This is a genomic window from Psychrobacillus sp. NEAU-3TGS (assembly GCF_029955155.1).
In the GTDB taxonomy this organism is placed as follows: domain Bacteria; phylum Bacillota; class Bacilli; order Bacillales_A; family Planococcaceae; genus Psychrobacillus.
In genome coordinates this window covers 20,826-32,856 of the sequence record NZ_JAPNOZ010000007.1, presented here as the reverse complement: position 1 = coordinate 32,856, position 12,031 = coordinate 20,826, and the positions used below count along the sequence as shown (strand labels likewise).

Below are 12,031 nucleotides of genomic sequence, written 5' to 3'. Positions count from 1 at the left end.
TGAAGGTTCACCTTATTTTGATAAATAGTCCAACAATCCCATTGCACTAACTTCTATATCTAACTGCAGGATGCTATATACCTCATGATCATCAGGAATACCCAATCCTCTTAGATGTTCCCTCACTAAGCTTTCTAAACGCTCAGCAAGAACCTCATATCCCTTTTGCTCTGCATATACCGTTTTTGCTTCATCCACATAAACCTTTAACCAAGTAGAAACTTGACGAAATACTTCTGCCGGATCATTCGTCATCCCATAATGTCCAAAATAAATGGTATCGAGCTGCATTTCCTCCATTCCATCCATCGCTCTTTGCATCGCATCTGGGTTAAACTGATTTGGAGAAGTGGAAGGTAGAAACAAATGAACATTATCTGGTACCAATTGTGGATATCGTACCCCAACCGTATCTCCAGTGAACATGCCATTACTAATCGGATCATAAATACTGAAATGGTGATTTGCATGACCAGGTGTATCTAAAAATAGCAATTGACAATTTGGTCCGATTTCCAACGTCTCTCCTTCTCCTTTAACAATCAGTCGCTCTTCTGCTATAGGAAGTATCGGTTCGAATAAGCCCGAAAACTTATCGCCATATACAGCCTTCGCGCCAGTAATAAGTCTAGATGGATCTGCTAAATGTCTCGCACCTTTTGGGTGTACTACCACTTTAGCATTCGGGCAATCTTGCATTAATAATCCAGCTCCCCCTGCGTGATCCAGATGTATATGTGTAACGATGATATACTTCACTTCATCTAAAGATATCCCTAATACCTTTAACCCTTCTTTTACATACTTGATAGACGGGCTAGCACTCGTTTCTACAATTGTTAGTTCCTCTTCTTGAATGACATATATGCCTGTCCGTTCTGTTACCCCTAAGTCATGCCCATCGATTAGATGGATTCTATCATTTAATTGAATCGGAATCGATTGTGTCATTACGTATTCCCCCTAAGTAAGTGTTCTGTCTATTGAATATTCTGTCACTTACTATCTTATCATTTTCTTTCTCCATAATTAAAGAAGATAAAAACCAATCCCCATGATAATATACGCTGCAAATAGCAGCAGTCCTTCAAACCAATTCGATTCACCATCACTGGAAACATTAATAACTAAAAGTGCGGCTGTAACCATTGCGACAAGCTCTGGCCACGTAAACACTAGTGCCATCGTTTGAGGCATAAAAAGAGATACAATTACAAGTACTGGTGCCACAAACATAGCAACTTGCAGCGTCGAACCAACCGCTATTTCCACAGACACTTCCATTTTATTTTTCATAGCCATCGTAATAGCGGAAACATGCTCTGCAGCATTTCCAACAATCGCTACGACAATGACACCTATAAACAACTCCGTCCATCCAAATTTTGATCCGAGCATTTCAAATGTATGAACTAATTGCTCCGACACAAAAGCAACTGCTACCGTTGCCAATAGAAGAATTAGAATAGATTTTCCTTTTGTCCACTCTGGTACTTCTGTTTCTTCTGTTTCCGGTTCATCAGTAGACGAGAACACACCTCGATGTGTGACAAGTTTAAAAAATAGTCCAGCAAGATAAAGCGCGATTAAAATAATAGCAATACCAATACTTAAGCTTACTGTTTGCTCAGTATTCATGGTCATAGAGAAAACTTCCGGAATAACAAATGCCACAATAACAGCGAAAATAAGCAATCCTGAATTGTACCTTGCGCTATGCACACTAAATTTTTGACGTTTAAACTTAATACCACCAGCAAAAAACGATAATCCAAGCACAAGCAGCAAGTTACCGAGAACCGAACCCGTTAGCGACGCCAACACAATCCCAACCATTCCGGCTTTTAATGTAAATATGGAAATAATCAATTCAACTGCGTTACCAAAAGTTGCGTTCAATAACCCACCAACCCTTGGCCCACTCACAATCGCTAAACTTTCCGTTGCTCGACCTATATATCCCGAAAGCCCAATAATACTTAAACAGCAAAGAAAGAACATAATCATCTTTGGCCAATCTAAAAAAGCTCCTATAAGGACAATTGGAACACCAACAAAGACAAGAACGGCTAATAATTTGTTCACTAAAAACACCTCTTCAAATTAATGCATTTCTAATTTATCTTTCCCTAATATAATAAAGAAGAAACCCTTTTCCATTCACTTACATAACCTATAAGGAGAAGAAAAGGAGTGATGAGTTTTAATGATTAATTTGGAACCTATCAACATTGAAGGGCATACGTTTTTATCGATTTCTGTAGAGCTACCAAAGACGAATTTACTTGTCGTATCAAACGACAAAGGATATATCATGTGTGGTGCCCTTGACGTTGCATTGTTGAACGAGAAACTAAAGGATAGGAAAGTACTTGCTGGAAGAGCAGTAGGCGTAAAAACAATTGAACAACTTCTTAATGCTCCTTTGGAATCCATCACTTTTGAAGCAGAAGAACGTGGGATCACCAAAGGTATGATTGGTAAAGAAGCACTTCTGAAAATGATTTAATTTAAAAACAAACGAGCTAGCCATTTTTATATGGTTAGCTTCTTTTTTGTGTACGTTGAATTAGTAGGAAGAGTGTAAATTTGACTTGACTGTACTACATAGAGATACTTCGTGGTAAGAAATAGCCACTGAGCCTTCGCACTTGCCGCACCTCGCATGAGCCAATTCGTGCTTCGTCCGAGTGGGTCTCATGACTTCGGCTCATGCGGCTTTGGCGTGCTACGGCAAAAAGTTTTCACATGTGTGTATCTAGATAAGATTGTCCGATAAACATCGCAATTATCCTCTAAAATATACAATATTGCATAAAGAAATCAGCGTCTCACAACAAGTGAGCCCTCTTTGAGAAATGGTTGCTTTCGTCGATCAGTTGATTGCTTACAGAATATAATTGGTTGCTTACAAGGAGTAATTCATTGCTCTAATCCATTTACTGAGTAAATCTCTGCATTGAAAACTGTACAATGTTGGGATTTTAGTGAGTCGGCACTGATAAGGAAGCGGCTGAGGCAACGCCCGTGGAAAGCGTCCGCCCTGTAGCGGAAATCCAAGCAGATACTTCATACAACTCTTTACGACGCACTATCTCTATAATGGTCTCAATTCAAGAAAACTTGATTTTCTATCAACTGGTAGCTTTCAACTACTTTTTATCCAGCTTATTTTTTTGAAAAGCCCCCCTTCCTAGTTGACTCTCATCGAAAAAAGGAGTAAATTTGTTAAGCATTAGAGAACTGTTCACAAATGAACAATTCTAAAAAGAACGGAGCGATAACAGTGAATTGTAATATTCCCCCTGATAGTAGATCTTCACAATTCTTGCATACTTTTTGGCGTGTAAATAGAAACATGATGCGGTTTATACATAAAACCGCACTAGAAAATGATTTATCTATTCCGCAATATTCCATCCTTATGACCATTGCGCCACGTAAAGAAATGACGCAAAAGCAATTAGGTGAAGTACTACAAATTCCCAAAAGTACATTAAGCACTGCAGTCGACGGACTTGTACAAACCGAATGGCTACATAGACAGCCTGTTCCGGACAATCGACGTGAAATGCAATTAATACTCAGTGAAAAAGGAAACAGCTTGTTTGATAAAATAAGTCAACAAAAAGGGAGTATTCATCGTACGATTGAATCCATTATGGATACACTTACAGAACAGCAATTTGAGGAATTTCAAACAACACTGCTTCATATCGCTGATTTTTTAGATAGTGAAACTATTTCAAAGGAGAACAACCCAGATGATTAAACTATTGAAAAACTTAACGGTGTATAAGTGGATTGTTCTCGCCGTAATAGGATTAGTTTTTATCCAATCCATGGCTGACCTTTATTTACCCACCCTTATGGCGGATATTATCGATAAAGGGGTAGTAGTTGGCGATACACCTTATATTTGGAAAATCGGTGGAATCATGCTTTTAGTTGCGGCGATTGGGGCGGTTGCATCCATTGCAGCAAGCTTCTACTCCTCTAAAGCTGCAATGGGTTTTGGTAAGAATATTCGCCGTAAAGTATTCAAGCATGTAGAACAATTTTCTCTTCAAGATTTCGATGAGTTTGGTACAGCTTCTCTTATTACAAGAACGACTAATGATATAACGCAAGTGCAACAAGTAGTTATCATGATGCTACGTATGGTCGTTAGCGCGCCTATCATGTTGGTTGGTGGGATCATTATGGCTGTCTCAAAAGATGCTAAATTATCGCTTGTCATAGTACTTACAATGCCTGTGTTAGTTGGTGCAGTGTTATTAATTATGTATAAAGGTGTACCGCTCTTCAAAACAGTACAGACAAAATTAGATCAGTTAAATCTTGTATTACGTGAAAATTTAACTGGTATCCGAGTAATTCGTGCTTTTAATCGCGAAAAACAAGAAAAAGTTCGACTTCAAAAAGCAAACAAAGAATTGACCGATGTTTCTATTAAAGTAAATAAAGTTATGGCCATTTTAATGCCGGTTATGATGCTTGTTATGAACATCACCGTAGTATTAATCATTTGGTTTGGTGGCATGCGTATTAATGGCGGATCTATGGAGATCGGTGATTTAATGGCGTTTATACAATACGTTATGCAAATTATGTTCGCACTTGTGATGGCTTCTATGATGTTCATTATGATTCCTCGTGCCGCAGTATCTGCAAACCGGATTAATGAAGTACTGAATAGAAAACCAACCTCTATAAACGAAGGAACGAAACTAGCAAATAAAGAAAGAGGAACACTTGAATTTGATCATGTATTTTTTAGCTACCCTGGAGCAGAAGAATCCGCATTATCTAATATTACGTTTCAAGCTAAAGCTGGGGAAATTACAGCAATTATTGGAGGAACAGGTGCTGGGAAATCAACGCTCGTGAATTTGATTCCACGTTTTTATGAGGTAACAGATGGAACCATTCGTGTAAATGGTGTCGATATTCGAGAGACCTCTCAAGAAGAGATTCGTTCGAAAATCGGATTCGTTCCTCAAAAGGCACTGCTTTTTTCCGGAACGATTAAAGAAAATATTCTTTTTGGAAAACAAGATGCAACTGACGAAGAAGTGGAACATGCTGCTCGCATTGCTCAAGCAGAAGATTTTATTGGCAAAATGGAAAAAGGATATGACTCGGTTATTTCACAAGGTGGTTCCAATGTATCTGGTGGACAAAAACAACGTCTGTCCATTGCAAGAGCACTTGTACGAAAACCGGATATTTACATTTTCGATGATAGCTTTTCAGCACTCGATTTCAAAACAGATGCAAACTTAAGAGAAGCGCTAAAAGAGGAAACGAAAAATGCAACGGTCGTCATTGTAGCCCAACGAGTAAGCACGGTTGCAGACGCAGATCAAATTATCGTTTTAGATAAAGGAGAAATTGCAGGAATTGGTACACATAAAGAATTATTGGAACATAATACTGTTTACCAAGAAATCGTAGAATCCCAGCTAAGAGAGGAGGAAATCGCATGAGTAAACCCAAAAAATCGACATCTCAAGGCGGACATCCAACAGGACCTGGCGGAGGAAATATGATGATGATGGGCGGACAAAAAGCGAAAAACTTTAAAGGTACTTTACGACGCCTTCTGACTTACTTAAAACCTCGGAGCAATCAATTAATCGCCGTGTTTATCGCCGCTATTTTGAGTACCGTCTTTGCCATTGTCGGTCCTAAAATTATGGGGAATGCAATTACAGAACTATTCGAAGGTGCATACGCAAAAATGACCGGTGTTCCAGGAGCCGCAATCGATTTTGAAGCGATCGCAAAACTTCTCCTACTCCTAGCCGCTTTGTATGTGATCAGTAGCTTGTTTACGTATATTCAGCAGTATATTATGTCAAGCGTTGCTCAAAAAACGGTTTATGATTTGAGGGAAGAAGTAAATGGAAAACTAGAAAGACTTCCACTTAAATATTACGATGGTCGACCAAATGGGGAAACGTTGAGCCGTGTTACGAACGATTTAGATACAATCGGAAACACGCTTCAGCAAAGCTTAACGCAATTTATCACTTCGGTGGTAACTATTGTAGGTATAATCATTATGATGCTAACCATTAGTCCAATATTAACTTTAATATCGATTGTAAGTTTACCAGTATCGATGTTCGTCATTCAACCAATCTTAAAAAGATCACAAAAGCATTTTGCCGATCAACAACGAACACTCGGACAACTGAATGGACACATTGAAGAAATGTATACTGGGCACCAAGTAGTTAAAGTGTTCGGTCACGAGAAAAAAGCAGTCGCTGAGTTCGATGAAGTAAATGAACAATTATATGATGCCGGTCGCAGAGCGCAATTTATATCGGGCATTATTATGCCGATGATGTCTTTTATCGGGAATTTAAGCTATGTCGTGATTAGTGTTGTTGGTGGGATATTAGTTACACAGCGCGCTATTTCAATTGGTGACATCCAAGCTTTCATTACTTATACTCGTCAGTTCACACAGCCAGTTATGCAAACGGCTAATATCGCTAATATTATACAATCAACTATTGCAGCTGCTGAACGGGTTTTTGAATTACTTGATGAAGAGGAAGAAGAAAAAGAAGTGACAACAGAAAGTTTATCTAAAGCAGCAGGTGCAGTTACATTTGAACATGTGGACTTTGGTTATGGAGATGAACTATTAATCAAGGATATGAATATTGATGTATTACCAGGTCAAACGGTAGCAATTGTCGGACCTACTGGGGCTGGTAAGACAACGTTGATTAATTTATTGATGAGATTTTATGAATTAAACAATGGGAAAATCACTATTGATGGACATGACACAAGAAAAATGTCCCGAACGGATCTACGCACAACATTCGGAATGGTACTGCAAGATACGTGGCTCTTTAATGGGACAATTAAAGACAATATTGCATTTGGAAAAGACGGAGCAACAGATGAAGAAATCTTCGCAGCCGCAAAAACGGCACGTGCTGACCATTTTATCCGTACTTTACCTGAAGGCTACAATACAATTTTAAATGAAGAAGCATCCAATATTTCGCAAGGACAAAAACAATTATTAACAATTGCTCGTGCCGTTCTTGCAAATCCATCTATCATGATTTTGGATGAAGCAACATCAAGTGTAGACACACGAACAGAATTACTTATCCAACAAGCGATGAATCGCTTAATGGAAGGAAGAACAAGCTTTGTCATCGCCCATCGCCTCTCTACCATTAGAGACGCAGATTTAATATTAGTAATGAATCAAGGAATGGTAATTGAACAAGGTACACATGAGGAACTTATTAAAGAAGACGGCTTCTATGCTGATCTTTATAATAGCCAGTTTTCTACCAAAAAAGCTATTTAAATAGTAGATACACGAAAAGAGAGACAGTAGATTATTTGCTGTCTCTCTTTTTTATATTATATATGGACCGTCATAATCTCCCTTCTCTATTAATATATTTACTATATAAATTAGGAGGGATAGTTTTGGACAAAGTAGAATTCAAAAAGGCCTTTGATATTGGATATGAAGAGATGACCTTTGTTGCAAATAATGATGAAACTTTCATCCGTATAAAAAATAGCTATTCCGTCCCTTCCTCTAAAGTGTCCTCCACAATCGTCCATATTAACGGAAAACTATTTGAAGAAAATAGATACTGGATTTTCTTCACCGAGCTAGTAGAAATAGCTTCAGATGTGAGTACAGACGTTCAAATTGAATTGGATAAATTTGAAGTAGATATAAAAGATTTTGAAGAAGAAGAGTTTATTCAACACTTAATAGATGAAATAACGGACAAATTAGAAGAGCATCAAGTTCATACAGTCCTCAAAGAAATGGAAGTACTTTAACAGCTTTACAGTATTTCATCTGCTATCAGTCTATACGAATTAAAGCGATCTTTCGCAGAATAGGCTATGGTATTCAACATAATTTCGTCTGCTTTATAATTCGTTTGTAATTCGCTCAGCTTTTCTTTTACTTCAGTCGGATTGCCGATTATTAGTTTCTTTTTCATACTTTTCAACGTCTCTTTTTCCACGTCACTTACTATGTATTGCTTCGCCTCTTCTATAGAAGGAATTCCTTGCTTCCCTTCCCCTTTTGCTTTTTGCAATGCCCAAATGAGTGTGCTTTTCGCTATTTCTTCCGCCTTTTCACTTGTTTCTGCACAAATAACGGATACTGTTACAATCACTTCTGGTTTTTTTCGTTTTTTACTAGGTGTGAAAGCATCTAAATATTGGTTAACAATAGCTGCTCCGTCCTCTTCGCTCATAAAGTGACCGAACGCGTAAGAAAGTCCATTTTCAGCAGCGAGCAGAGCACTTTTTTTACCCGTTCCAAGAAGCCATGGTACTGGTGACACTTCTGGAATTGGTGAGGCAGAAATCTTCGAATATTCATGACAAGCAGGAAAATCTTCGTCTAGAAAATGAAGAAACTCTTCCACCAAACTAGGCATTTTATATACGTTCTGTAGGAAATTATCCGATAAAGCATTGGTAGCTTCCGCAGAGCCACCTGGTGCACGACCTAGGCCAACATCAACGCGATTAGGAAATAGAGTGGCAAGCGTATTATAAACTTCTGCTACCTTGAAAGGTTTATAATGTGGCAACAAAACAGCACCAGAGCCAATGCGAATGGTGTTTGTATTCGCGCCAATATAAGCTAGCATTACCTCTGGAGCAGAGCTTGCTAGCCCCGTTAAATCATGATGCTCCGTGATCCAATAGCGCGTATACCCTAACGATTCCCCTAGTTTTGCTAACTCCATCGATTCAATTAAAGCTTCTTTCGCAGTTTGATTGGCGGAAATCGGGGATTGATCTAATATACTTAACTTCATTGTCATATCTCTCCTTTCTTAGTTCGGAACTTCCAGTAAGCTCAGCTTATACTCCCCAACCTGTCCTTTTTCGTATAAATTTGTAATGGAAGTCGAATACTGATGTATGCTTCCTTTAAAAAACAAATCTTGCGCAGGTACTTTTACATCAAACGTACCTTTATAAAGTAGTACGGCTATATCGTGATAATCCTCACTTGTAACATTGAAAACTATTGAAATTAGATGTAAATCATTTACTTTTTTTGATTCGTAATGATTAACCTTAACATTTGTATCATCTAATACAATTTCTTTAATCATTGTATCTTCTAGGTTTCGGTTCATGGTAAATACCCCCAATTTAATACTTTTTAAGTGTACCATCAATGTGAACTTCTTCATCATTCTATGTCTTTAGGGAAGATACCTCTAATTATTTGCTTAAAATATGGGAATAATAGAACCATTTGAAGAAATCCATTATTAATAAAAATTAAAATGGAGCTATACCTAAGTCCATTTTGACTTTCGGAACAGCCCCATAATAGGCGTTATACTTTTCATTATTAATGTATTCTATTTAATTTCTCTTTGTCTTGGTTCAATTGTTCTTGAAGCATGTTAATTGGTCCCAAGTCTCCTCTACTCTCAAGGGCCATTGTGACAGAACGCTCCGCACGTTCAATCATATTTTGTGCATTTTGAATTGCCTGCTCAGTCGGATGAGTGAGAGCTTGACCTACAGCCAGCGTGACATTATCGACAGAATTATGCAATTGACCAATAACATTATCCTCTTTCCAGCTCATTTGTGTATGATCTTCCATTGCAAGTGCCTCCTTTAACTTTTCCTAGATTTCAATACGTCTTTACTATGGCGATATAGGAGCTTTTTATGCATGGAAACCCATTAGCTTGAAAATTAATCCTTCAATAATTTTGAGGGCTTTGGGCACACTAGACTTAACCAATGATTAAAGGAGGAAAAAGTAATGTCTATACATGAACCCGGACCAAATGATTCAGCTAACAACGTAGAAAGGCTCAAGAAAACGATTCGTAATAAGGAAGCAGCAGAAATGGCCATGGAATTTGCAGATGGTGAAGAACTTGCTGCTATCAAGAGGAAAAATGAACGACGCGAAGAAAGTATCGATGGTTTACGAGCAGAGATACTTGCAGAGGCTAAATCACGTATAAACGGATATATTTAACCTGATAGAGGAACGAGCCCAGTAATTTTCGGATTACTGGGCTTTTTTTAATACACTAGAATAATCACACTGTAGATGAAACTAACGTAAGCTATGAAAAAGGAGTGAGCTTTGCATGCACTTTTACTCAAATGATTTTTACTTCCTACCCCAAAATCCTATATATAAACCACCATATTCACAATATACTGCACCAGTTCGATACATTTTGAACCAATCATCTAATTATCAACAAGGTTACTATATGAGTAAGGCAGCCGTTGACTTTGAAAGCATGAACCGACTTCTATGGTTGGAGCATGTCAATTGGACCAGAATGACCATAACAAGTATTGTATTTAACTTACCTGATCTACCCTCTGTGCAAGCACGACTTTTACAAAATGCTACCGATTTAGGAAATTGTATTCGTCCTTTTTATGGTGATCGGCTCGCAGATAGATATGCCGAGCTCATAAAAGAACATCTAGTGCTGGCTGCTGAACTTGTAACGGCAGCTGTTAAAGGCGATTCAAAAAAAGCAGATGAAAAAGAAAAAGAGTGGTACCGAAATGCAGATGATATCGCAATATTTTTAAGTAGTATTAACCCGTACTTAACAAAAGAGGAAGTACAAAAGATGTTTTATATTCATTTGGCTTTAACAAAAAAAGAAGCAGTATTCATGATTCAAAAAAAATATGAAGAAGATATTAAAGTATTTGACCAAATAGAAGCAGAAGCATTAGAAATGTCCGATATGATTTCGCATGCAATCATCAGGCAATTTCCTCATATGTTTTAATTACGAAAAGAGCTTGGAACTGTTTCCAAGCTCTTTTTGCATTTACATATTCATCCATACGCGTGACAACTTTTTGACGTTCGTTACAACTTTGTTAACAAATGTTGAATTTATATAGAAATCTAGATGAACGTTTTGTGAAGTCCCCTTTTAGACGTTGTTATTACGGGTGGTTCTAAATATGATAGAGGCAACGGAATACGGATCACTTCGTAACACGTTTAATAAATTCAAATAATCGAAAGGGGTACAACTATGAAAATGAAAGTGAAATGGGCTTTACTTACGATGATTTTCACTATAGCCACTGTGCTAACTGGTTGTGAACCATTATTAGTTTTAGATCCAAAAGGTCCTCAAGCAAAAACGCAAGCTGATGACATTATGTTATCCATCTTGCTTATGTCAGGTATTGTAATTGCGGTACTTGCAATATTAGTATACGTGTTAGTAAAATATCGTGCTTCTAATCAAAGGGACGATTACGAGCCTCCTCATATTGAAGGAAGCCCACTTGTAGAAGCAATCTGTATTGGTATTCCAATTGTTATCGTCATTTTCCTTTCTTTCGTTTCAGTTAAAAGTAATTACGAGGTAGAGGCAACTCCAGCAGGGTATGAGGATACAAAACCGTTAGTTGTTTACGCTTCTTCTTCCAACTGGAAATGGCATTTTAGTTATCCTGAAGAGGGTATCGAGACAGTTAATTACTTATATATACCTGCAGGTCGTGCGATTGAATTTAAACTATACTCTTATGGGCCAATCACCAGTTTTTGGATTCCGCAACTAGGTGGACAAAAATATGCGATGGCTGACATGGTTACAACTTTACACTTAGCAGCAGACAATCCAGGTGAATTTGTTGGAAGAAACGCAAACTTCAGTGGTGCCGGATTTGCTGAAAATACATTTGACGTTACAGCTATGTCTCAAACTGATTTTGACGAATGGGTAGAAGAAGTTCACGAAACAGCTGAACCTCTTACAGAAGAAAAGTTTGAAGAGTTATTAGAACCAGGACATCTTGGACGTTCTACTTATACAGGAACACATTTAGAATTCGCACCAGCTCCTGAACATAACCATGGTTCCACTGATTCTGAAATGGATCACTCAGAACATGAAAATCATGATTCTAACCATTCTGATGAAGAATCAGATCATTCTCATCATTGATAAATAAGTTTTAGTATCGTATCAAACAC

13 protein-coding genes are annotated in these 12,031 nt (G+C 37.8%); 8 read left to right on the top strand and 5 right to left on the bottom strand.

Translation table 11 applies throughout. The features are described from left to right. Positions 1-12: 12 nt before the first annotated feature. Together OR571_RS06805 and cax are read right to left on the bottom strand one after the other, a co-directional pair. Positions 13-951 (bottom strand): MBL fold metallo-hydrolase, encoded by a 939-nt coding sequence (locus tag OR571_RS06805; RefSeq protein WP_282242086.1) that lies wholly within the window; start codon positions 949-951, stop codon positions 13-15. Between the two features lie 78 nt (positions 952-1,029). After that, positions 1,030-2,085, bottom strand: a complete 1,056-nt coding sequence (gene cax / locus OR571_RS06800) for a calcium/proton exchanger (RefSeq protein ID WP_282242085.1) — start codon at positions 2,083-2,085, stop codon at positions 1,030-1,032. Positions 2,086-2,206: 121 nt separating this feature from the next. Between cax and OR571_RS06795 the strand changes: the two genes are divergently transcribed. From OR571_RS06795 to OR571_RS06775, 5 genes are all read left to right on the top strand, one after another. Beyond that, positions 2,207-2,509, top strand: a complete 303-nt coding sequence (locus OR571_RS06795) for a YunC family protein (RefSeq protein ID WP_282242084.1) — start codon at positions 2,207-2,209, stop codon at positions 2,507-2,509. A gap of 744 nt (positions 2,510-3,253) precedes the next feature. After that, positions 3,254-3,772, top strand: a complete 519-nt coding sequence (locus OR571_RS06790) for a MarR family winged helix-turn-helix transcriptional regulator (RefSeq protein ID WP_282242083.1) — start codon at positions 3,254-3,256, stop codon at positions 3,770-3,772. Next, positions 3,765-5,489, top strand: coding sequence for an ABC transporter ATP-binding protein (locus tag OR571_RS06785; RefSeq protein WP_282242082.1), 1,725 nt, complete (start codon positions 3,765-3,767; stop codon positions 5,487-5,489). Before OR571_RS06790 ends, OR571_RS06785 begins: the two co-directional genes overlap by 8 nt. Continuing rightward, entirely contained in the window at positions 5,486-7,348 is a 1,863-nt protein-coding gene (locus OR571_RS06780; protein ID WP_282242081.1) for an ABC transporter ATP-binding protein, read from the top strand. Before OR571_RS06785 ends, OR571_RS06780 begins: the two co-directional genes overlap by 4 nt. A gap of 125 nt (positions 7,349-7,473) precedes the next feature. Beyond that, entirely contained in the window at positions 7,474-7,842 is a 369-nt protein-coding gene (locus tag OR571_RS06775; RefSeq protein ID WP_282242080.1) for a hypothetical protein, read from the top strand. A 5-nt stretch (positions 7,843-7,847) separates the two neighbouring features. Here the strand turns inward: OR571_RS06775 and OR571_RS06770 are convergent, their stop codons facing one another. The 3 genes from OR571_RS06770 to OR571_RS06760 all read right to left on the bottom strand — a co-directional run bounded on the left by OR571_RS06770 (position 7,848) and on the right by OR571_RS06760 (position 9,652). Continuing rightward, entirely contained in the window at positions 7,848-8,843 is a 996-nt protein-coding gene (locus tag OR571_RS06770) for an LLM class flavin-dependent oxidoreductase (RefSeq protein WP_282242079.1), read from the bottom strand. 18 nt (positions 8,844-8,861) lie between these two features. Continuing rightward, complete coding sequence (locus tag OR571_RS06765) at positions 8,862-9,146, bottom strand: DUF3219 family protein (RefSeq protein WP_282242143.1); 285 nt, start codon at positions 9,144-9,146, stop codon at positions 8,862-8,864. A 245-nt stretch (positions 9,147-9,391) separates the two neighbouring features. Then, positions 9,392-9,652, bottom strand: coding sequence for a hypothetical protein (locus tag OR571_RS06760; protein WP_142540446.1), 261 nt, complete (start codon positions 9,650-9,652; stop codon positions 9,392-9,394). Between the two features lie 165 nt (positions 9,653-9,817). Between OR571_RS06760 and OR571_RS06755 the strand changes: the two genes are divergently transcribed. The 3 genes from OR571_RS06755 (at position 9,818) to qoxA (ending at position 12,002) form a co-directional block, all read left to right on the top strand. Beyond that, positions 9,818-10,039 carry a small, acid-soluble spore protein tlp gene (locus OR571_RS06755; RefSeq protein ID WP_282242078.1) on the top strand — a complete coding sequence of 74 codons (222 nt, stop codon included), beginning with the start codon at positions 9,818-9,820 and terminating at the stop codon, positions 10,037-10,039. A gap of 115 nt (positions 10,040-10,154) precedes the next feature. Continuing rightward, positions 10,155-10,823 carry a hypothetical protein gene (locus OR571_RS06750; RefSeq protein ID WP_282242077.1) on the top strand — a complete coding sequence of 223 codons (669 nt, stop codon included), beginning with the start codon at positions 10,155-10,157 and terminating at the stop codon, positions 10,821-10,823. A gap of 261 nt (positions 10,824-11,084) precedes the next feature. Continuing rightward, a complete protein-coding gene (gene qoxA / locus OR571_RS06745) occupies positions 11,085-12,002 on the top strand; it encodes a cytochrome aa3 quinol oxidase subunit II (protein ID WP_282242142.1) in 918 nt (305 codons plus the stop codon). Positions 12,003-12,031: the final 29 nt, after the last annotated feature.